This window comes from Pseudomonas sp. HD57-3 (assembly GCF_056113135.1).
The window spans coordinates 1,069,714-1,091,732 of the sequence record NZ_CM148568.1 but is presented as its reverse complement, the minus strand read 5'-3'; the positions used below and the strand labels follow the sequence as shown (position 1 = coordinate 1,091,732).

Sequence of the window (22,019 nt, the reverse complement as noted above, 5' to 3'; positions counted from 1 at the left end):
GCCTCTTCGCGGGCAAGCCCGCTCCCACAGTGTTTGTGTTGTACGCAGAACTTGTGTTCGACATCGGACCTGTGGGAGCGGGCTTGCCCGCGAAGGCGTCGGGACTAACACCACTGATATTGAGGCTGTCCCATGCACTTCGACCTCACCGACCTGCGCCTGTACCTGCACATTCTCGACAGCGGCAACATCACCGCCGGCGCTGCGCGCAGTCATCTGTCGCTGGCGGCGGCCAGTGCGCGGATTCGGGCGATGGAAGCGTCGCTGGGCACCGAGTTTCTTGAGCGCGGGCGCCGTGGTGTCACGCCGACGCCGGCCGGCAAAGCCCTGGCGCAACATGCGCGGGTGATGCTGCAACAAGCCGAACGTCTGCAACAGGATCTGGCCGAGTACGCGCGCGGCGTCAAAGGCCAGGTGCGTCTGCTGTGCAACACCACGGCACTCAGCGAATACCTGCCGGAGGTGCTGGCGGATTTTCTGCGCGAGCATCCCAATCTCGACATCGATCTGCAGGAACTGCCCAGCGCCCGCATCACGCATGCCTTGCGTCAGGGCGCGGCGGATCTGGGCATTGTGTCCGATGCAATCGACACCAGCGACTTGCAGACCCGAGCCTTTCGCGATGATCCGCTGGTGCTGATTCTGCCTCCAGAGCATCCACTGTCTGACGCGACCAATGTCAGCTTCAGCGACGCCCTGCGCCACGACTTTGTCGGGCTGCACGTCGACAGCGCGCTGGCGGTGTACCTGGAAGAACAGGCCCTCCACAGCGGCTCGCGGATGCAGATCCGTATTCGCGCCGATGGTTTCGACGGGGTGATGCGCATGGTGGCCCGAGGTGCCGGTCTGGGCATCGTGCCGCTGGCGGCGGTTCAGCGCGCCACGCCGCAAGCCTTCAAGACCCTGCCAATGCATGAAGGCTGGGCCAGGCGCAAACTGTTGCTGTGCGCCCGCGACTTCGCCGCCCTCCCCGCCTATGCCCGCGCGTTGCTCGACGCCTTGACTCTGCCCTGAGGGGCAGACTTTACCCTTGCGGTTTCTTCCTCAGGGGCAGTCATGATGGGCAAGCGGATTTTGTTGATTCTCGGCCATCCATCCAGCGAAAGTTTCTGCGCGGCACTGGCCGGACGCTACACAAAATCGGCCCGCGAGGCCGGGCACGAAGTGCGGGAAATCGCCCTCGGCCAACTCGATTTCGACCCGGTCCTGCGCGAAGGTTACCGCCAGGTTCAGGCCCTTGAACCGGATCTGCTCCAGGCTCAGGCCGACTTGCTGTGGGCCGAACACCTGACGCTGGTCTACCCGATCTGGTGGGGTGGACTTCCGGCTCTGCTCAAAGGCTTTTTCGACCGGGTCCTGCTCCCCGGCTTCGCGTTCAAATATCGCGAGGGCAAAGCGTTTCCCGACAAACTCCTGCACGGTCGCAGCGCCCATTTGCTGGTCACCATGGACACCCCGCCCTGGTATTACCGCTGGATCTACCGCATGCCCGGCTTGCATGAAGTGCGCAGGAACACACTGGCGTTCTGCGGTATCGAACCACGCCGGACGCTGACCTTCGGGCCAGTGCTCGGCGCCAGCGACCATCAGCGCGAAACCTGGCTGAAGCAGGCCGGATCGATTGCCCGCCATTGAGTTTTCCGCTATTGGTGCTCGGGCCCGCTGACGGAGAAAAGGGATTTGCACATGTACATCGGCCAGGCCGCACAGCGTTCGGGAACCACGATCAAAACCATCCGCCATTACGAGTCGATCGGCCTGCTGCCCGAGGCCCCGCGCCAGGGCAAATACCGGGTCTACGACCCGCAGACGGTCGAACTGCTGAGCTTTATCAAATGCGCGCAGGCGCTGGGTTTTCGCCTCAGGGAATTGCAGGCGATCTTTGCCGGCCAACCGGAATTGTCACCCTACGAAAAAGCCCGCCGCGCGATTGCCGACAAGCAAAAGGAAATCGCGGCGCAGCTGCTGAAACTCACGCAACAACAAGAGGAACTGACCGCGTTGGAGGCCAGCCTGGAACACGCGCAACAGCAATGCCTGTCGAGCGTATCGCCCACAAAATAAGCACAAGGAATAGCTTGCAAGGTACGTATACATACGTACTATATCGCCAGAGCGAACGTGTTGCCCGATACCCGTTTTCGCACAACGACAACGGACAAGGAAGAACGGATCGGCTCCATTAAACCTACATGGAATGAGGTGACGCGATGGTTGATTCAACGGAGTTTCGTAATGCGATGGCGATGCTGGGGAGTGCCGTCACCATCGTCACGACCGATGGCCCTGCGGGGCGTTTCGGCTTTACCGCGTCGGCGGTGTGCAGCGTGACGGATTCACCGCCCACGCTGCTGGTGTGCGTCAATCGCTCGTCGTCCAATCACGAGCATTTCAAGACCAATGGCGTGCTGTGCGTGAACGTCCTGACCGGTGATCACCAGTCAACGTCCGGCGCGTTCGCCAATCGGCAGTTGAGCATGCAGGAGCGTTTTTCCAGCGTGAATTGCCAGACACTCAAGACCGGTTCTCCGGTGATCGAAGAAGCGCTGGTCAGCCTCGATTGCAGGGTCAGCAAGGTCGACGAGGTCGGCACCCACAGCATCTTCTACTGTGAAATCCTCGAACTGCAGCAACACAGCGAGGCCACGGAAGGCCTGGTCTATTTCAACCGCAGTTACTACCGTCTGAACGACGAACTGCGCCTGGCACCCGAGCAGTGATCCAGACACCCGCCGGCCTCGGCTGAAGCCGGTCGGCGGGTCATGACAGGGATGTAACCATGCTATTCAATGAAGACAACTTCGCGGATATCGACCTGAACCTGATCATCATTTTCCTGGTGCTGTTCCGCGAACGCAGCGTGTCGCGCACGGCCGAGCGCCTGCACGTCAAACAACCCGCCATCAGCGGATCGCTGGCACGGCTGCGCAAGCGGTTCGATGATCCGTTGTTTCTGCGTTCGTCGAGAACCATGCGCCCGACCTCGAAAGCCGAGGAACTTGCGCAGGCGCTGACGCCGGCCATCAAGCAGATCGAAGCGGTGATCCGGCTCTGAAAAAACGGCGAAAAAAAACCTGCGGGCGTTCACTCCCGCAGGTTTCATTTTGTCAGGCCGACTTGAGCGCCTGAGCGTATTCAACCCGTGCCCAGAACGCCGGCAAAAAGCACTCGCTGACCAGCAGCGCCGAGCCATTGCGGGTGAAACGCGAACGCCGGGCCAGCAGACGTTTGGCCTGTGGCGCGAAGCGATAGGACAGCGCCGCCAGCGGTGCGCCGGGGGACAGCAAGGCGCACTGGAAAGGCTCGCGCAGGGTCTGCTCCGAGGTATAGAGAATCTCGGCCAGCGGTCGACGGCCATAGCCGTTCAGATCCGCCCAGTCGCCATTCAGTGCCGGCATGCTGGTCAGGCTGCGCGCGGTGACGCAGGCTTCGCCATCGAGCTTCATCACCACTTCGCGCACCCAACCGATGGTCGACGGCGGCACGTTCAGCGCTTGCGCTTCTTCAGGATTGAGCGGGCCATGGGACTGCTCGACGACTTCGATTGAATAATCGCCCATGGCTTTCAGACGTGGGGTCAGTGCCCCGGGCAAAAACAGCCAGTGATGCTCGGAGCCGGTCAATTCCGACAGCGGTCGCGATGACCAGTAATGACTTGTATCCATACCCGCTCACACCTTCCTGGTGATGGTGAATTGTTGGTTGCCGTGGAAGGCCAACCCTTCACCGGCGGTGTCTGTCACTCGGCTCCGTTTTCTTCGGTCACTTCGTGTTTGCTGATGACGCTGATGGTCTGTTCATCGGTCTTGACCGCCGACAGCAGCGAGTCGAGCAATCCCGGAAAACGCACGTCCATGTCTTCACGACGCAGGGACAGCAGGTTTTCCCGACCGTAAGGGCGCTGCCAAATCAGGCCGCTGTCGCGCAGTACCCGCCAATGGTGGGTCATGGTCGACTTCGATGCGCCCTTGAGGATCCGGCCGCACGGATGCTCCTGGCCATCGGACAACACTTTCAACACGGTCAGGCGTAGCGGGCTTCCCAATGCGTTCAGCACATTTTCCAGAAGGATCTGATCCTGATTGGGATGATTCGGGACGTTCATAGGTAGGTACCCTTGATGATATAGGCGGGAAAAATCCGGCTTGTATTCGTCTATACGAGAACAGTAAGACTATACACAAGATGCTTTTTCCCCGCGACAGCCGCCCCGAAGGCGGCGTCCCGCAAAACAACTACAAATCGCTGCTCTGCGCTGTCTCCAGCGCGGGCGCCTGGAACCCGCCGCCCAGCGCCGCCATCAACGAAACCGAGCTGTCGATGTGCTTGCTGTTGAGGAAGGCCAGGCGCATTTCGTCCTGGATCAATTGCTGCTCGATGTTCAGCGCATCGAGGAACGTGTCCTCCCCGGCCTTGTAGCGCGACTGCGACAGATCGTAAGAGGACTGCGCTATCGAACAGGCATCGCGCTGCACGACGATCTGCTGCTCGAAAGAACGCAGCTGCGTCACCGAAATTGCCACTTCGTGCAGGGCCGAATTCAGCACTCGGTTGTACTGCGCGATGGAGCTGTCGAGCTCGGCATTGCCGGCTTTCAGATCCGAGCGCAGACGCCCGGCATCGAAGATCGGCAGCGACACCGTCGGCGCCACATTCCAGAACTTGCTGACCCCGGCGAACAGCGCATCGCCGGTCAGCGCATGGGAACCCGCCGCTGCCACCAGGTTGATGTTCGGGTAGAACGTGGTCTTCACCGCCTCGACGTTTTTAGTCTCGGCCTCCACTCGCCAACGCGCAGCGACGATGTCCGGACGACGGCCCAACAGTTGAGCCGGCAACTGCGCCGGCAAAGCCACCACACTCGCTTGCAGATTTGATGGCCGCTCAAGGGTGTGCGCACGGTCAACGCCCTTGCCGATCAGCGCCGACAGTTGAAGACGAGCAATTTCGATGTCTTCGTTGGCGCCGATCAGGGTCGATTCCGAACGCGCCTTGAGACTCTGCACCTGCTTGAGTTGCGACAGGTTGTCGAGGCCCGAGCCGTAACGTGAATCCGTCAGGTCCACCAGTTTGCTCAGGCGTTCCAGATCCCGTTGATTGAGCTCCGACACCTGCCATGCATACGCCAACTGGTTGTAGGCCTTGACCACGTTTGTCGCGAGAATCAGCCGCGACGATTGCAGATCGACTTCCGCCGCTCGTGCGCTGTTGAGCGCCGATTCCCAGGCGGCGCGCTGGCCGCCCCAGAGGTCGAAGGTGTAGCTGAAATTCACCGCCAGATTACGTGCGGTGAAGTACTTGTGGCCCTCGCCGCTGTAGTCCTCGAAGCGCGACAGCCGACCGCGAGTGACACCCGCCGACGCGTCCATTTCGGGATAGCGTTCGGCATCGCGCAGGTCGAGAAATGCGTTGGCCTTGGCCACCCGGGCAGCGACTTCCTGCAAGTCCGGGTTGCTGGCATACGCCTCTTCGATCAACGCGCCCAGGCGTGGATCGCCCAGCGATGTCCACCAGTCCGCACGCGGCCATTGGGCTGGCGGCAGTTTGTCTTTCAGGCTGTCGGACGGCGCATCGGCGACCGCCAGCAATTTGCCCTGATGATCGATCCCGGCGTAGTTCACACAACCCGCCGCCAACAGGATGGACGCCGCCAGCGGCGCCAGCATCAAACGTGTAATCGAATGCATGTCACGTCCTCACAGGATGGGTTGCGGCACACCGGCCGGTTCGGCTTCGGGTGCGTGGCTCGGTTGCTTGATCGAACTGAGCAGCGTGTACACCGACGGCAGAATGAACAGGGTGAACAAGGTGCCGATCAGCATCCCCACCACAATCACCAGGCCCAGGCCGAAGCGGCTGTTGGCGCCGGCACCGCTGGCGAACAACAACGGCGCGAGACCGACCACCATTGCCGCAGTCGTCATCAAGATCGGCCGCAGACGCACCTGCGCGGCGTGCTGGATCGCTTGCACACGGTCCATGCCTTGCTGGCGCTGCAACTCGTTGGCGAATGCGACCATCAGGATCCCGTGCTTACTGATCAGACCGATCAGCGTGATCAGGCCGATCTGGGTGTAGATGTTCATCGAGGTCATGCCCAGCGCCAGCGGCACCAGAGCCCCGCAGATCGACAGCGGCACGCTGATCAGAATGATGAACGGGTCGCGGAAGCTCTCGTACTGCACGCTCAGCACCAAGTAGATGATCACCAGGGCCAGGCCGAAGGTGAACGCCAGGCTGTTGCCTTCCTGCACGTATTGGCGGGCGTCGGACTGCCAGTCGAAACTGAAGCCGGCGGGGAAACCTTCCGATTGCTTCTGCAGGAAGCCCACCGCATCACCCAATGTCACGCCCGGCGCCGGAATGGCCTGGAACGTGGCGGAGTTCTGCTGGTTGAACTGGGTCAGGCGGTTCGGCTCGACCTTGACGCTGAGGGTGGCCAGCGTCGACAGCGGCACCGGATTGCCCTTCTGGTCCTTCACGTAATACAGCTTCAGGGTTTCCGGGGTCAGGCGATCCGCCGACACCGACTGCGGGATCACGTCGTAGGAGCGACCATGGAACGAGAACCGATTGACGTACTTCTCACCGATCAAGCTGTTGAGCGTTTCGCCGATGTCCTGCATGCGGATGCCCAGGGCGTTGGCCTTGGCCCGGTCAACCTGGATTTCCACCACCGGGTTGTTGAAGTCCAGATCGCTGTCGACCACCGCGAACAGACCGCTGGCTTGCGCCGCCTGCTTGAGCTGATCCATCACGTTGTACAGCGCCAGGTATTCCTGATCGCTACGGATCACCATCTGCACCGGCAGGCCACCGGTGGAGCCCGGCAACGGCGGCATCTGGAACACGAAAATGCTCGTGCCTTCGATCTGGTTCACCCGCGCCTGCAAGTCAGGCTGGATGGTGTTGGCGTCGCGGCCGCGTTTTTCCCAGTCCACCAGGTTGATCCCGCCGACGCTGTTGGACAGACCGTCGGAGCCGTTCGCCACCCAGTTGCTGTAGCCCTCGGGGATTTCGTTGAAAGTCTTGTACAGCTCGTGGGCGTAGGCTTCGAGGTAATTCAGGTTGGCGTGCTGCGGCGCCTTGATCGCGGTCAGCAGGATGTTCTGGTCTTCCAGCGGTGCCAGTTCGGTCTGTGCCGAGCGATAAAGGAACGGCAGGCTGAAGAAGATCACCAGCGCCACGCTCAGGCTAATCCAGCGACGTGCCAGCGAACCGCCCAACAGAGCGCCATAGCGACGGGACAGATACTGGAAGAAACGATCCGCCTTAACGGCCATGAAGCCTTCGCTGGTTTTCGCGTCCAGCAGACGGGTACTCATGATCGGCGACAGGGTCAGCGCGACGATGCCGGAGATCACAACGGCACCGGCCAGGGTCAGCGCGAACTCCTTGAACAGCGTGCCGGTGAGGCCGCCCATCAAACCGATCGGCGCGTACACCGCCGCCAGGGTGAAGGTCATCGCGACCACCGGCCCGGCCACTTCACGGGCACCGATCAGTGCCGCGTCGAACGGCGTCTTGCCCTCTTCGATGTGACGGTGAACGTTTTCCACCACGACGATGGCGTCGTCCACCACCAGCCCGATGGCGAGCACCATGGCAAGCAAGGTCAGCAGGTTGAGGCTGAAGCCGAACATCTGCATCAGCATCGCCGCGCCGAGCATCGACAGCGGAATGGTCACCAGCGGAATCAGCACGGTGCGGAACGTGCCGAGGCACAGGTAAATCACCAGCACCACGATCACCAGCGCTTCGAGCAGGGTGTAGCTCACCTCGTCGATCGACGACTGAATGAAGTGCGCCACTTCGAACGGGATCTGCACGGTCACGCCCGGTGGCAGGGTTTCCTGGATCTGCGGCAGCAATTCACGCACGCGTTTGACGATGACCAGCGGGTTGCCGGTCGGTGCGGCGTCCAGGCCGAGGAACAGCGCCGGTACGTCGCTCATCGCGCCGCTGGTGTCGGTGGAGGCCGCGTTCAGTTCCACAGTGCCGACGTCACGCACACGGATAATGTGGCCGTTGTCGTTGCGCAGCACCATGTCGCGGAAGTCTTCGACGCTGTTCAGGTCGGTGTTGACCCGCAGGTTGCTGACCACGTACAGGCCTTTGACCTGACCTGGTGCTGCCTGGAAGTTGTTGCCCTCGATGGCCGCCGAAACGTCCTGCCCGGTCATGCCGTATCCGGCCAGACGCTGCGGATCGAGCCACAGGCGCATGGACAGTTTCTGCTCGCCCATGATGTTGATCTTGGCCACGCCTTCGATGCCGGCGAACATCGGCTCGACGACGCGGGAGATGTAGTCCGACATCTCCGGAATGGTCAGGTTGGAGCTGGCGAACGCGACATAGGCAACGCTGGTGAAGCCGCCGGAAGTGCGCTCCACCACCGGGTCGTACGCGTCCTTCGGCAAGCGGTATTTGATCTGGTTGACCTTGGCCATGACCTCGGTCAGCGCCGCGATGGAGTCACTGTTGAGCGCCATGCGGATCGTCACCTGACTGCGGCCCTGGGTCGAGGCCGACGACAGATAGTCGATGCCTTCGACCGAGGCTACGGCCTGGCTGATCGGTTGGGTGACGAAGCCTTGCATCAGTTCCGAAGAAGCGCCGGGATACTGGGTCGTGACCGTGATGGTCGACGTTTCCAGCATCGGGTACTGGCGGATCGGCAGGTTCATCAGCGCGCGTACCCCGAACAGCAGGATCAGCGTGCTGACCACCACGGCCAGCACCGGGCGGCGAAGAAAGAGGTCGGTGAAATTCATTTTTCCAGCCCACTGAGTTTAAGAGCAATCGTGTCCGGCACGCCTTCCACCGCCACGCCGTCGTGGAGTTTGAGCTGGCCGGACGTCACCACTTGCACGCCTTCGGTCAGGCCCTTGTCGACCACCGCCCAGCCATCGCGGCGCTCGCCGACCTTGATGCTTTCGCGCTTGACCTTCTGCACGCCGGCCTCGTCGGTGTAGACCGAGAACACGCTCTCGCCGTAGGCGTTGTAGGTGATCGCGGTTTCCGGAATCAGCAGCTCGGCGGTCTGCGGCAGGGTCACCGAGACCCGTGCATACATGCCGGGACGCAGGCGTTTTTGCGTGTCGGTGATGACCGCTTGAACGTTGATGGTGTGGGACTGGTTGATCTGCGGATCGACCGCGACGATCTTGCCGGCGAAGGTCACGTCCCCCCAGGCATCGACCTTGGCCTGCACGGTCTGGCCCAGTTGCACTTGCGAGCCATCGCGCTCGGCGAGGGTGAAGTTGACGCGCAGCAGGCCCGGATCCGTCAGGGTCGCCACCGCGCTACCGGCCTGCAGATACTGGCCCAGATGCGCCTGGCGAATGCCGAGGGTGCCGGCGAACGGCGCACGAATGTGCCGTTGGGCGATCTGCGCTTGCATGCGCTCCATGTCGCCTTTGGCCGCGTCATATTGAGCGCGGGCACTGTCGAAGGCGCGACGGCTTTCGGCGCCGGTCTTGGCCAGCTCCTGGACCCGGGCAAACTGCGCCTTGGCCGATTCGTACTCGCCTTTCAGGCGTACCAGTTCGCCTTGCTCCGGCGCATCGTTGAGCTTGAGCAGCACTTGCCCCGCCTTCACTTCATCGCCCGACTCGAAATCGATGTCCACCACTTTGCCGCTGACTTCAGCCGACACCAGCACCTGGCGCTGAGCTTCGAGTTTGCCGATGGCTTCGAGGTAGTAGGTGTAGGGTTGTTTCTTGACCACGGCCAGACCGACCCGGGTGCTGGGGATCCGTTGCTCGGCCGCCGCCGGTGGCGGCGACCAGAAACGCCAGCCCAGTGCAGCGGATAACACCACCACAAGAATAATAAAGATCAGCGACTTGATAATGTTTCGAGCAAGCATGTGGCACTCCCTTGACTCTTTGCTGCGAGCACAAAAGTTTGAGTTTTAAGAAAATAAAGGTGCAACTCAAGGCGGGCGCGTTATCGATCCCTGTGAATTTTCACTTGTAAACGCGCCCGCTTTATTTATCCGCTGTTACGCCGCGGCCAGTACGTTGGTTTTATCCAGGTAGTACTTGCCGATACCGTGCAAGTTCAAAGGCGACAACGTGAAGTGCTTCGACCCGGTGTGGATATCGCGGAAGCAACGCTCCAGGAAGTGCGACTTGTAGACGGCTTTTGAACCGGCCATCGAGTAGATCTGGTTGACCGCATTGACCGAGTTCTCGGTCAGCACCGAGGCTGCCAGACCGACGCGGGCGCTGACCGGTTCGCCGATGGTTTCACCGCGGTTGATCACCTGGTGGATCGCATCTTCCAGCAGCAGTTGTGCGGTGTGTACCGAGGAGATGGCGCGACCGGTCTTCTCGAAGATCACCCCTTCCAGACCCGGATCGGTGTTCACGGCGCGGTCGTTGCGGAAATGGTCGACCGCAGCGCGGGCCACGCCCAGCACGGTGGACATCGCCGCCAGGGTGCCGAACTCGTAGTAACCGGTGGCATAGGCCCGGGAGCTGCGCGCTTCGGGAGATTGCTTGAGGGTTTCGACGTCCAGCGAGAAGGACTTGTGGACGATCACGCTGGAGCACTGGAAGTGATGGCTGCCGGTGCCGCGCATGCCCAGGGTGTCCCAGGTCGGCAGGATGGTGCACTGGCTGGCGGGCACGAAGAACATCCGCACTTCGGGAGTGGTGTTGTTTTCGGTGCCTTTGACGGTGGCGGTGCAAACCAGCCAGTCGGCGTGGGCCGAGCCACTGGCGAACGCCCATTTGCCGCTCAGCAGGTACTCGTCGCCCATCGGTAGCGCTTCGCCGCCGGAGTGGATGGCGCCGATCACGAAACCGTCGCAGTGGTTGTAGATCGCTTCGGAAGTGGCTTCCGGCAGGTAATCCGACAGGCGTCCCATCGCCACCTGCACCGCCAGCTGCCAGGACAGCGAGGCGTCAAACCGGGCGAATTCCAGCAGCAGGGCCGAGGTGGTCTGGATATCGACCTGGGACCCGCCAAACGCCTTGGACACCGAGGTGCGGCCAAAACCATCCTTGAAGAATCGGGACATCACATCCTTGTGCGTCGCATTGGTCTGCTCGCTGTAATCGCGGTGCTGAATAATCAGCGGATTCAGTGCACGCACCTTCTCGAGCCATTCATTGGATTCGGAGGGAAGGCTGTTCCATTGCATTAGATTTTTCATAACGGCTCCTAGCTATTATTTATTTACGATCAGCAGACGAAAAAACAGACAGAACTTTTTATTGTTGTTAAACCCCGATAAAAATGTACGTCTACAGTCGTACATTTGACAAGCACTATTATCAGACTTCTTTCATTTCCCAATAAAAGAGCAATCACTGTCCGACAATTACGCAAGGCGCAAGAGGCCAACGTAACTTGCGAACAAGTTACGTTGCTTGAATCTTTTTGATTACTTCACGCCGGCGCGCCGATCACTGACTTTCGACAGTGAGGCCCAGTCCTGATCGGCCTGACCATGGGCCATGCCGTCCAGCAGGTTGTCCTTCAACACGCTGGCAAAAGGCAGCGGCACCTGCGCCGCTTCACCGGCTTCCAGCGCCAGGCGTACATCCTTGAGACCCAGCGACAATTTGAAACCGGCCGGCTCGAATGTTTCATCGACCATCAGCTTGCCGTAGCCCTGATAGACCGGCACGGCGAACAGGGTCGAAGTGATCATTTCGATGAACGCCTCGCGACTGATGCCGTAGCCGCCGGCCAGGGTCGAGGCTTCGGCCATGGATTCGATTGCCGAGGCGATCATCAGGTTGGCCGACAGTTTGGCGGCGCAGGCCACTTCAGCCGTGTCGCCGAACTTCCAGGTCTTGCGCCCCAGCACATCGAACAGCGGCTGCACCCGGGCCAGTGCTTCGGCGGGCCCGGAGGCGAGAATGTTCAGATTGCCAGCGGCCGCCACATCGACCCGCCCCAGCACCGGTGCCGACACGTAACCGACGCCGCGTGCTTCATGCACGGCCGCCAGTTCTTTGGCCAGCGCCACGGACACCGTGGACATGTTGACGTGAACGCTGCCGGCCCGCAGACCGTCCAGCGCCTTGGCGTCGAAGAACACCGAGCGGATTGCCGTGTCATCGCCGAGCATCGAAATCAGCACCTCGGCCTGCGCCGCCAGTGCCGGTGTCTCGACAGCTTCGGCGCCGGCCGCAGCCAGTGCTTCCAGCGGTGCCGACGAACGATTCCACACGCGGACCCGATGCCCGGCTTTCAGGAGGTTCAGCACCATCGGTGCGCCCATCGTGCCCAGACCGATAAATCCCAGTTCCATGTCGCGTTCCTCTCTCGGTGAGGTCTTCAAATCCGTTTGTGCAATGACCCATGTTTGCGATTGTACGTGTACAGGCGTACATTTCAAGTGCCGCGATGATTCATTCTTCGCAGCAAGGGTTTCAAACACACCTTTACCCAAGGCAAGGAGGCTTTATGCAATTCGGGATCTACACCGTTGGCGACGTCACACAAGACCCTACCAACGCCCGTACCCCCAGCGAATCCGAGCGCATCCAGGCCACCCTGCAAATTGCGCAGAAGGCCGAAGACATCGGACTGGACGTGTTCGCCACCGGTGAGCACCACAATCCCCCGTTCATCACCTCCTCTCCCACCACGCTGCTGGCCTACATCGCAGCGAAGACCCAACGCATCATCCTGTCGACGTCCACCACCCTGATCAGCACCAACGATCCGGTGCGTCTGGCCGAAGAATATTCGCTGCTGCAAAATCTCTGCGGCGGCCGCATGGACCTGATGCTCGGCCGGGGCAACACCGCGCCGGTCTATCCCTGGTTCGGCAAGAGCATCGCCGACGGTCTGCCACTGGCGATGGAAAACTATCGCCTGCTGCACCGGCTCTGGCGCGAAGAAGACCTCAACTGGAGCGGACGCTTTCGCACCCCGCTGAAAAACTTCACCTCGATCCCGCGGCCCCTCGATGACCTGCCGCCCTTCGTCTGGCACGGCTCGATCCGCACCCCGGAAATCGCCGAGCAGGCGGCGTATTACGGCGACGGTTTTTTCGCCAGCCACATCCTCTGGCCCCGTGAGCATTTCATGGCGCTGGTCGAGTTCTACCGATCGCGGTTTGCCCATTACGGTCACGGTACGCCGGAGCAGGCGATCGTCGGTCTCGGCGGGCATATTTTCATGCGTCGCAACTCGCAGGATGCGCGCCGAGAGTTCCGTCCCTACTTCGACAACGCCCCGGTGTACGGCCACGGTCCATCCCTGGAGGAGTTCATGGAAATGACCCCGCTGGCCGTTGGCAGCCCTCAGGAAATCATCGACAAGACCCTGACCTTCCGCGAGTACTTCGGCGACTATCAGCGCCAGCTGTTCCTGTTCGACCATGGCGGCATTCCGCTGAAAACCGTGCTGGAACAACTCGACATGTTCGGCAAGGAAGTGTTGCCGGTGCTGCGTGAAGAAACCCGCAAACGCCGCTCCCCGCTGGCGGCCGAAGCGCCGACTCACGCCAATCGCCTGGCCCGTTTGCAAACCCTCTCGGCCGAACCGAGCGCCACGGTCAAAGCTGCCCAACTCGACAGCGTGACCGGCCACTGAACCTGTGGGAGCGAGCAAGCCCGCTCCCACACTGGATCAGGCAGCGCCTTTCAACGGGCGCTGCGCATCCATCGCCACCACCACATCATCGTGGATCAAACGCGCCAGATACTGACCGTAACCGGTCTTGCTCATGCTGCCCGCGTGCACCAGCAATTGCGCGTCGTCGATCCAGCCCTTGTTGTAGGCGATCTCTTCAAGGCAGGCGATTTTCAGACCCTGGCGTTTCTCGATGGCCTGGACGAAATTGCCCGCCTCCATCAACGCATCGTGGGTGCCGGTGTCCAGCCACGCCATGCCACGGCCCATCACCGACACGTTCAATTTTCCGCGTTGCAGGTAGACGTTGTTGACGTCGGTAATCTCAAGTTCACCGCGCGGCGACGGCTTGATGTCGGCGGCAATCTGCAGCACTTCGTTGTCGTAGAAATACAGGCCGGTGACGGCGTAGTTGGACTTCGGATCGCTCGGTTTTTCGCAGATGCTCAGGGCCTTGCCGGCAGCATCGAACTCCACCACGCCGAAGCGCTCGGGATCGGCCACGTAGTAACCGAACACTGTCGCGCCTTCATCACGAGACGCCGCTTGCAGCAGGGTTTCACCGAAGCCGGCGCCGTAGAAAATGTTGTCGCCGAGCACCAGGCAGACGTTGTCTTCACCGACGAATTCGCGACCGATGATGAACGCCTGCGCGAGGCCGTCCGGGCTCGGTTGTACCGCGTAGCTCAGGCTCAGGCCCAACTGGCTGCCGTCGCCGAGCATGCGCTGGAAGCCCGGCAGATCTTCCGGCGTGGAGATGATCAGGATCTCGCGGATTTCCGCCAGCATCAGCACCGACAGCGGGTAGTAGATCATCGGTTTGTCATACACCGGCAGCGACTGTTTCGAGACGCCCAAGGTGATCGGGTGCAGACGCGAACCGGCGCCGCCCGCCAGCAGAATTCCTTTGTACTTGGCCATGCTTTTTTCCTTTCAAGCAGTGAGATTTGAATGACTGAATGTTCAGGCAACGAGGGCTTCTTCGCGTTGCTCGCCGAGGCGCTCCAGCGCGTAGGCACCGGACATCACCCGCACCCACCAGGCGCGGTTGTCCAGATACCAGTCGACGGTTTTCTGCATGCCGCTTTCGAAGGTTTCCTGCGGCGTCCAGCCCAGCATCGCGTGGATTTTTCCGGCATCGACGGCATAGCGTTTGTCGTGGCCCGGACGATCCTTGACGAAGGTGATCAGGTCGCGGAAGTGCGCGACACCCGCCGGTTTTTCCGCACCACGTGCCTCAAGCAGATCGCACAGGGTGTGCACCACTTCCAGGTTGGTCTTCTCGTTGTGGCCGCCGATGTTGTAGGTCTGCCCGACCTCACCGCGCGTGACCACCGCATACAGGGCGCGGGCGTGATCCTCGACGAACAGCCAGTCGCGAATCTGCGCGCCATCGCCGTAAACCGGCAACGGCTTGCCTTGCAGCGCATTGAGAATGACGTGAGGAATCAGTTTTTCCGGGAAGTGATACGGGCCGTAATTGTTCGAGCAATTGCTCATCACCACCGGCAGGCCGAACGTGCGATGCCAGGCGCGGACCAGATGATCGGAACCGGCCTTGGTCGCCGAGTACGGCGAACTTGGCGCATACGGCGTGCGCTCGGTGAACGCCGGATCTTCGGGTTCCAGGTCGCCATACACTTCATCGGTGGAAATGTGATGGAAACGGAACGCCGCCTGTCGCGCCGCGTCCAGTCGATTCCAGTAACCACGCGCCGCTTCGAGCATCGTGTAGGTGCCGACGATGTTGGTTTCGATGAAGGCTTGCGGGCCATCGATCGAGCGGTCCACATGGGACTCGGCGGCCAGGTGCATCACAGCATCCGGTTGCAGGCGCGCGAACAGTTCGTCCAGCGCTGGTTTGTCGCAGATGTCGACCTGGCAGAAACGGTAACGCGGCGAATCGGACACATCGGCCAGCGATTCAAGGTTGCCGGCGTAGGTCAGTTTGTCGACGTTGATCACTTCACATTCGGTCTCTTCAATCAGAAACCGCACCACGGCCGAGCCAATGAAGCCCGCGCCCCCTGTCACTAAAATTTTCATCAGCGCCTCCCCTGGCAAATTGATGACTTAACGTCCTTCGATGCTGTGTGCGGATCAGTTCAACAACGCCACCCAGTATTGCGACAGCCCTTGTTCGAGAATCAGCAGCGTCTGGATGCAGACGAAGCTTTCGTCGGTGGTCGCCGAGGTCGCATTGAGCGGGCCGAATCCACCGTCCTGCTTCTGATGGGAAGCGATCCAGTCTTTCGATTCCTGCAAATACGTCGGCTGCGCGTCGAGCAGATACATCGCCGCGATGGCCATGTAAGTGCCCACCAGGCTGATCGCTTTGCCCGGCCGGTAATGGAACGAGCCGTTGGCCAGTTGCAGCTTTTGCAGCCAGGCGACGGTCTGTTCGGCATCGACGATGCGTCGGTTGAGAATGAACAGCGTCGACACCACGCGGTACACCGAAAACGCGTCCGGCGAATACCCGGGCTTATTGGCGAAACCGCCGTCGACCGAGCGGCAGCGCAAGGCAAACGCCATCACGCCCTGCTCGTCCGGCGCCCTGGCTTCAAGCGCATGTAGCGACAGCACCGCCAGATTGGTGTGCCAGATGTCCGAGCCGAAACCCGGTACATCGCCGAACCCGCCGTCCGGGTTCTGACACGCTTGCAGGTAACGCACGCAACCGCCGATATCGTTCGGCAAGGCGCCCAGCACTCGCAGCGACAACACCGCGCAGTAGGTGGCGAACACATCGCTCAGATGCCCCGGCTGCTCGGCGAATCCACCGTCGGTGTTTTGCGAGGCCCGGATGCAATCGATCAGGCAGGCCTTGTTTTCGATTTGCAGACCCAGCGCATGCAAGTCCGAGATCACATGCAACCCGGAAAACACCTGCCAGGTCTTGTCGGCACGGAACCCCAGCGGCGCGGTTTCGGCTGTCAGCCCGTAAGGCGTTTCGTTCGATGCCCGGGCCTTGGCCAGCCACGCCAGATAACGCTGCAGATCAACATTAATGGTCGGCACGCCATTCGGATGAATGCGCTGCACATCACCACCGCCATCGATCACTTGCAGCTCACGGTTTACCAACGCCGCATCGTCATGATGAGCAACGGCAGCGGCCGGCTCGATGGACTGCAAGGCGTGGGCCGCGGCGAGCTGGGTTTTCAGGCTTTTCAGGTGCAACGGCAGGTACGTCAGGTTGCCAATGCTGAAGATCCCCGGCTGACGCGGCGGCGCCCAGAACTGCCGAATGAACGGCACGGTCGGGTCATCCGGGGTCGACCAGAAATAGCCCTTGCCCATGAACAGACCGCCATTGCGGGCGTCATGAAACTCCAGCAACGCTGCCGTCACCGAAGCACGATCCGCTTCACTCGCGCCGGACGGCAACGCCTGAATCGCCTGCAACAGCAACGCCACGTCGTAGGCAGTCTTGATCGGAAATGGCGACTCGTGATTTCTGTACGAGGTGTGCCAGTCGCAACGCACTTTGCCGTTGATCCCGACCCGGTCCCAATACCCGCCGTACGCCGGATCGCGGAACAGCGCCAGGGTTTGCAGCAGGAACGAGCGGGCCAGATTCGACAACGCATTGTCGTCCCGCGTATCAGCCAGTTGCGCCAGCACCAGGCTGACTTGAGCCCGCACACCGCAACGGGTCAGCGCCACATCGACACAGGATTGGCTGTCGCTGCCGGCCACCCGGCCGATCAGGTTTTCTGCATGAATCTGCAAGTGCCCGACCAAGCCGAGACCCAACGGCTGATTGTCGATACGCGCCAGCAAGGCCGTGGCGCTGATGTCGAGATCGATCGAAGTCGCGAGCTCCAGCGGCGTCGACCAGTCGCTGCTGTACAGGCCGGCGATTGTGGAACGGGCGTAAAGCGCTTCAACCTTTTCCAGCAGGCCGTGGATCGCAGCATTGTTCGCCGCGTCCTGCGGCACCCGGCGCTGATAGGCAATCAACGCCGCCAGCGCGTCCAGTTGCAGCGCCAGCGTGCGGCAGCGTCCGGAGCCGTGCGGCGTCCAGTAGCGGTCGGCGAGCTCATGGAAACCGCCATTCGACGCATCGTGCAAACGCATCAGCCCGTCATGGGCAAAACGCAGTTCGACATCGTCGCCGTGCTCGGCCTGGTAGAGCGTCGCCGCGACCTGATCCTGCAACTGCTTGTCGCTGGAAATCGCAACCTCGCCACTGGCATCGGTCACGGCGAAAAAACCGCCGTGGTCGATGTCCTTGAGGCCTTGATCAAATAGAAACCGCGGATGCAGTGACATGGTGAATCCCTCTTCCTTGAGGTTAAGCGGCTTTGCTTTCGGTCAGCGACACAACGCTGCCCTGGCACAACTCGATGATGCGCGTCGCGGCGCGGGCGGCACCTTCGCCATCCGGCGCGGCCACTTGTTGATGCGGTGCGTAGTAGGTCGAAGCGTCGGTGTCTTTTTCCAGTTCGCCCTGGATCAGTTCGACGATCGCATCGCGGTCGTGGCCCAGATGCGTCGGGAAACCCAGCAGCTCCAGACGGCGCAGCGCCTCGAGTTCGTGGTACTCGGACTTGGACGGCAGCACGAACAGCGTTGGAATCTGCAGTGCGGCGATTTCCGTCACGGTGATCCAGCCCGGCGCCGAAATCAGCAGGCTGGCTTCACGCAGCAGGCCCATCCAGTCCGGGTAGTACGGCACGCAGACGACGCCGTCCTGAGCCTGGATATCCTGACGGCCCAGCAACACCAGTTTCAGTTCCGGATTGCGCTCGCGCAGGACCTTGAAGCTGTCGAGGTAGGCGGCGAGCAGCGCGTCCTTGTTCTGGGCAAACATCGTGGTGCCGCTGATCGAAGCCACAACGAACGGCGAGTCGCCGAGGTTCAATTGCTCGCGCACATTCAAACCGGTCTGCACATTGATGTCGCGGATCATCGGGCCGACAAAATGCGCCTTGCCGCTGACCAGCGCTTCGGCCACCGGTGTGCCCTGATCGAGAGAGGCCACATACGGTTTGTCGGTCAGCACCAGTTGGCTCTGATTGATCATCCAGTTGAACTGGCTGTGCAGCGCGGTGCGGGCCCGTGCCATTTCCAGGGCGTTGACTTCGAAACCGCCGTCGGCCAGATCATGGTCTTCCAGCTGACACAGGGTGAAGTCGTAGCGCTCGGTGACGAACACCAGCGGCGTGCCGCTGAAAATCGCGGCCAGGCAGGCGGCCATGTTGTAGTCCGACACCAGAGCGGTCGGCTTGTACTCGGCGATCAGCGCCAGGTAAGACAGAATCCGCTCGCCGGACAAGAAGGTATTGGCGATATAACCGCCAATGTAATTATTCCAGTCGAGTTCTTTCGACAAGTTGCTCTTTTTCGAGTAATCGACCAAACGACCGGCAATATCCACAACTTCTACGCCAGACTTTTCGAACATCGGCGTAAAGGTCGGCTGCAAGGAAGCCAGTGCCACGGTCAATGGCATGTCCGGACGCTGTTTCTTGATCGCCTGAGCGATGGACAGCGCGCGCATGTTGTGACCGGAACCGGTTGGATTGGGGGCAAATAAAATCATTCTTGAATCTCCATTAGTTGAACAACGCCATGAACCACAGTGTTTTCCAATACATCCCTTATAACCACCGAGTACGGTTTGATAACGGCACCGTCGCCAATATTCAGTGGACCTACCAAGATGGCGCCCTCGCCAATAACGCAACGACTTCCAATGCGCACCGGTGCCTCCTCCCAGGGCAGTGAGCGGAATGAATGATCATGAGTGGAGGCCACGATCGTGACCCCCTCGGACAACTCGCTGAAAGCACCCACGGATACGCCGCCGGCCGCCTCGATAACCACACCGGCAGCCAGTCGCACGCCGGTGCCCAATTCGATGCCACCCAGTTGCGACATGCCGCCCTGACGGTTGCTGCGCCCGATCAGAATGCAGTCCCGGGCGATTTCCACCGACGCTCCGCCGCGCAGTTCGGCATCGATCAGGGCGTCGTCGCTGATGTCCCAGGTCTGGGTGTCGGGGTTCAGCGACTTGAGCCGCGCGACCGACTGCGTTGACCGATCGAGCATCGACGGCAAGCCCTGACGCGCCCGTTCCCGGACTTTTGCCAGCACCGGTTCCGGGCTCGGCCGGCCGTCCTCGACCACGGTGCGCCGGGCAATGACCCGCGCCGGACGACCGACGACGATTGCGTCCGGCGGGACATCGGCGGTCACCAACGCGCCAGCCGCTACCACGGCCCCGGCACCGATGGAAACACCGGCAGCCACGGTGGCCTTGGCGCCCAGCCAGACATTTTCGGCAATCCGAACCGGAGACTGCACCGTCCCCAGGCACCGGGATCCGGTGGCGAACATGCTGGATTTGCCGATGGACGCATACCGCAAATCGCACCTGAAGCCGATAAAGCAGTCATCACTGATCTGCACATGTGTCAGGCGACTGCCGGCACGCACCCAGACGTGCTGGCCAAGTTCACTCGCACTATCAACAATCGTCGAAACTTCAATTACGTTTATGTCGTCCACAATAAAGCCTCATTCCATTGATGCCGGGCACATAAAAATTCGATAGGCGTGCGTATCCCGCAGATATAAATCCGCCAGTGCACAAATAATAATTAACTGTTTATTTAGGGCTTTTACTCAAAGCACGCGAGACATTGCGTCCGCGCCGCTTATTAACTGTCCGGTTCATTCAACTGTCATTATTCATTAACAACAGGTAGAAGTTCACACTTGAGCCAAAAGCCAAGTCAGTTTCGAGATGAGAAAAAGCCGATTCAAGTCTGTCCGTGACTTAGGTTAAGCTCCCTTTGGAGGAATAGTTCTTTAGTACGAATGTTATAGTACAGACGATTTTGTTTTGCAATAGGTGTCAGAATGGTTATCTCGTTTTAGTCTAAAAATTGATTGAACTTTTATGGTGCACGCTTGTACCAAAACCTTCTTATATGCACAGCGCTGGTGCAAATCAGGGAGGAGTGCAGATTTGCTCCAGCGCTTACAGACATCTGGAGGTCGACCCCAGACATTCCGACAGCACCCGCGAAGGCTACGGTGACGGCTCTCACTCCCTCTGGCCTGGAGCCGTCATGCCCGCACCTATCACCGTTTTGCGCGACACCCATCCCCTGCCCGTACTCGACGCCTGCAAATGGGAAAAGTTCGAGGGCGACCCGCACACCGTCAACCTCAATGCCTACACCAGCGAAGACGGCAGCAAGATCATGGGCACCTGGATCTGCACGCCAGGCAAGTGGCGAGTGGATTACGTTAAGTGGGAGTACTGCCATTTCCAGGAAGGCTACTGCGTGATCACCCCGGACGGCATGGAGCCGATCCACCTGCGTGCTGGCGACATCTTCGTGGTCGAGCCAGGAATGAAAGGCACCTGGGAAGTGGTCGAGACCGTGCGCAAATATTTCGTGTTCGCCTGATACAAAAAAGCCGGGGAACCACCCGACGTGATTTCCCGGCAACACCTACTGCATTGGATGTGCAGACCTGTGGCGAACACAGGCCTGACGACGGTTACTGCGGCTTGCGATAACTGTTGATGATCGCCGAGAAGTCCTTGCCACCTTCCCCGCGCTGACTCATCGCCTGATACAACTGCTGCGCCACCGCGCCCAGCACCACCGGCTGATGGGCCTGACGTGCCGCTTCGGTGGCCAGCCCCAGATCCTTGAGCATCAGCTCGGCGCCGAAGCCACCGGTGTAGCCGCGCGAGGCCGGTGCCGTTTCGACGATGCCCGGCCACGGGTTGTACATTTCAGAACTCCAGCAACGCCCGGTCGAGCTGTTGATGATCCCGGCGAGCACCGTGGTATCGATGCCCAGCGCATCGCCCAGCGCCATCGCCTCGCTGACGCCGACCATCGAAATGGCGAGCAACAGGTTGTTGCAGATCTTGGCGATCTGCCCGGTGCCGACCTCACCGCAATGCACGATGTTGCGGCCCATCTGCGCCAGCACCGGTTGCAGGGTGGCGAACAGTTCCGGGGTGGCGCCAACCATGAAGGTCAGCGTCCCGGCCGTGGCACCGCCGGTACCACCGGACACCGGGGCATCGGCCATGGCCACGCCTTGTTTGGCAGCCGCCGCAGCTACATCGCGCGCAGTCTGCGGATCGATGGTGCTGCAATCCACTGCCGGCACGCCTTTACCGATCCCGGCGAGAACACCGTCTTCACCGAGCCAGACGCTGCGCACATGCACCGCCGCCGGCAGCATGGTGATCACCAGTTCTGCATCTTCAGCAGCTTCGCGAGCCGAAGCGCGGATGGTGCCGCCAAGCTGCTCGAGTTCCGCCAGCACGGTTTTGTTCAGGTCCACCAGATTCAGCGAATGCCCGGCCTTGATCAGGTTGCGCGCCATCGGCGCGCCCATGTTGCCCAGACCGATAAATGCGATTTTCATGGCCA

20 protein-coding genes are annotated in these 22,019 nt (G+C 60.7%); 7 read left to right on the top strand and 13 right to left on the bottom strand.

The features are described from left to right. Positions 1-132 precede the first annotated feature (132 nt). The 5 genes from AC0R79_RS04785 (at position 133) to AC0R79_RS04765 (ending at position 3,055) form a co-directional block, all read left to right on the top strand. On the top strand, positions 133-1,014 hold the full coding sequence (locus tag AC0R79_RS04785; protein ID WP_474733452.1) for a LysR family transcriptional regulator: 882 nt from the start codon (positions 133-135) through the stop codon (positions 1,012-1,014). Positions 1,015-1,056: 42 nt separating this feature from the next. Then, the gene (locus AC0R79_RS04780) at positions 1,057-1,635 is read left to right on the top strand and encodes an NAD(P)H-dependent oxidoreductase (protein ID WP_375745310.1); all 579 of its coding nucleotides are present in this window, start codon (positions 1,057-1,059) and stop codon (positions 1,633-1,635) included. A 51-nt stretch (positions 1,636-1,686) separates the two neighbouring features. Continuing rightward, positions 1,687-2,064: a MerR family transcriptional regulator gene (locus AC0R79_RS04775; RefSeq protein ID WP_474733450.1), complete on the top strand. Its 378-nt coding sequence runs from the start codon at positions 1,687-1,689 to the stop codon at positions 2,062-2,064. A gap of 146 nt (positions 2,065-2,210) precedes the next feature. Beyond that, positions 2,211-2,720, top strand: a complete 510-nt coding sequence (locus AC0R79_RS04770) for a flavin reductase (RefSeq protein ID WP_007953834.1) — start codon at positions 2,211-2,213, stop codon at positions 2,718-2,720. Between the two features lie 59 nt (positions 2,721-2,779). Continuing rightward, positions 2,780-3,055 (top strand): helix-turn-helix domain-containing protein, encoded by a 276-nt coding sequence (locus AC0R79_RS04765; protein WP_085713206.1) that lies wholly within the window; start codon positions 2,780-2,782, stop codon positions 3,053-3,055. 52 nt (positions 3,056-3,107) lie between these two features. Here AC0R79_RS04765 and AC0R79_RS04760 read toward each other — a convergent pair whose 3' ends face one another. The 7 genes from AC0R79_RS04760 to AC0R79_RS04730 all read right to left on the bottom strand — a co-directional run bounded on the left by AC0R79_RS04760 (position 3,108) and on the right by AC0R79_RS04730 (position 12,400). Next, complete coding sequence (locus tag AC0R79_RS04760) at positions 3,108-3,665, bottom strand: chorismate--pyruvate lyase family protein (RefSeq protein WP_375745305.1); 558 nt, start codon at positions 3,663-3,665, stop codon at positions 3,108-3,110. A gap of 74 nt (positions 3,666-3,739) precedes the next feature. Next, a complete protein-coding gene (locus AC0R79_RS04755; protein ID WP_007953843.1) occupies positions 3,740-4,105 on the bottom strand; it encodes an ArsR/SmtB family transcription factor in 366 nt (121 codons plus the stop codon). 130 nt (positions 4,106-4,235) lie between these two features. Further along, a complete protein-coding gene (locus AC0R79_RS04750; RefSeq protein ID WP_474733448.1) occupies positions 4,236-5,687 on the bottom strand; it encodes an efflux transporter outer membrane subunit in 1,452 nt (483 codons plus the stop codon). Positions 5,688-5,696: 9 nt separating this feature from the next. After that, complete coding sequence (locus AC0R79_RS04745) at positions 5,697-8,774, bottom strand: MexW/MexI family multidrug efflux RND transporter permease subunit (protein ID WP_064593301.1); 3,078 nt, start codon at positions 8,772-8,774, stop codon at positions 5,697-5,699. Further along, the gene (locus tag AC0R79_RS04740) at positions 8,771-9,871 is read right to left on the bottom strand and encodes an efflux RND transporter periplasmic adaptor subunit (protein ID WP_221535611.1); all 1,101 of its coding nucleotides are present in this window, start codon (positions 9,869-9,871) and stop codon (positions 8,771-8,773) included. The genes AC0R79_RS04745 and AC0R79_RS04740 overlap by 4 nt, the downstream gene beginning before the upstream one ends. A 135-nt stretch (positions 9,872-10,006) precedes the next feature. Further along, the gene (locus AC0R79_RS04735) at positions 10,007-11,164 is read right to left on the bottom strand and encodes an acyl-CoA dehydrogenase family protein (RefSeq protein ID WP_115076459.1); all 1,158 of its coding nucleotides are present in this window, start codon (positions 11,162-11,164) and stop codon (positions 10,007-10,009) included. A 231-nt stretch (positions 11,165-11,395) separates the two neighbouring features. Continuing rightward, entirely contained in the window at positions 11,396-12,400 is a 1,005-nt protein-coding gene (locus AC0R79_RS04730; protein ID WP_474733444.1) for an NAD(P)-dependent oxidoreductase, read from the bottom strand. A gap of 26 nt (positions 12,401-12,426) precedes the next feature. On the opposite strand from AC0R79_RS04730, the gene AC0R79_RS04725 reads away from it, so the two are divergent. Beyond that, on the top strand, positions 12,427-13,563 hold the full coding sequence (locus AC0R79_RS04725; protein ID WP_474733442.1) for an LLM class flavin-dependent oxidoreductase: 1,137 nt from the start codon (positions 12,427-12,429) through the stop codon (positions 13,561-13,563). Positions 13,564-13,599: 36 nt separating this feature from the next. On the opposite strand, the gene rfbA is transcribed toward AC0R79_RS04725, so the two are convergent. Genes rfbA through AC0R79_RS04700 form a run of 5 tightly spaced genes read right to left on the bottom strand, consistent with a single transcriptional unit; the run spans position 13,600 to position 20,121 of the window. After that, positions 13,600-14,523: a glucose-1-phosphate thymidylyltransferase RfbA gene (rfbA, locus tag AC0R79_RS04720; protein WP_115076456.1), complete on the bottom strand. Its 924-nt coding sequence runs from the start codon at positions 14,521-14,523 to the stop codon at positions 13,600-13,602. A 42-nt stretch (positions 14,524-14,565) separates the two neighbouring features. Further along, the gene (rfbB, locus tag AC0R79_RS04715) at positions 14,566-15,648 is read right to left on the bottom strand and encodes a dTDP-glucose 4,6-dehydratase (protein ID WP_474733439.1); all 1,083 of its coding nucleotides are present in this window, start codon (positions 15,646-15,648) and stop codon (positions 14,566-14,568) included. A 54-nt stretch (positions 15,649-15,702) separates the two neighbouring features. Next, positions 15,703-17,880 (bottom strand): prenyltransferase/squalene oxidase repeat-containing protein, encoded by a 2,178-nt coding sequence (locus AC0R79_RS04710; protein WP_474733437.1) that lies wholly within the window; start codon positions 17,878-17,880, stop codon positions 15,703-15,705. Positions 17,881-17,902: 22 nt separating this feature from the next. Next, positions 17,903-19,153, bottom strand: coding sequence for a hypothetical protein (locus AC0R79_RS04705; protein ID WP_474733436.1), 1,251 nt, complete (start codon positions 19,151-19,153; stop codon positions 17,903-17,905). Further along, positions 19,150-20,121 (bottom strand): acyltransferase, encoded by a 972-nt coding sequence (locus AC0R79_RS04700; RefSeq protein WP_474733434.1) that lies wholly within the window; start codon positions 20,119-20,121, stop codon positions 19,150-19,152. The genes AC0R79_RS04705 and AC0R79_RS04700 overlap by 4 nt, the downstream gene beginning before the upstream one ends. A 566-nt stretch (positions 20,122-20,687) precedes the next feature. Between AC0R79_RS04700 and AC0R79_RS04695 the strand changes: the two genes are divergently transcribed. Further along, the gene (locus AC0R79_RS04695) at positions 20,688-21,032 is read left to right on the top strand and encodes a cupin domain-containing protein (RefSeq protein WP_474733432.1); all 345 of its coding nucleotides are present in this window, start codon (positions 20,688-20,690) and stop codon (positions 21,030-21,032) included. A 94-nt stretch (positions 21,033-21,126) separates the two neighbouring features. Here the strand turns inward: AC0R79_RS04695 and mmsB are convergent, their stop codons facing one another. Continuing rightward, complete coding sequence (gene mmsB, locus AC0R79_RS04690) at positions 21,127-22,014, bottom strand: 3-hydroxyisobutyrate dehydrogenase (RefSeq protein WP_039772935.1); 888 nt, start codon at positions 22,012-22,014, stop codon at positions 21,127-21,129. Positions 22,015-22,019: the final 5 nt, after the last annotated feature.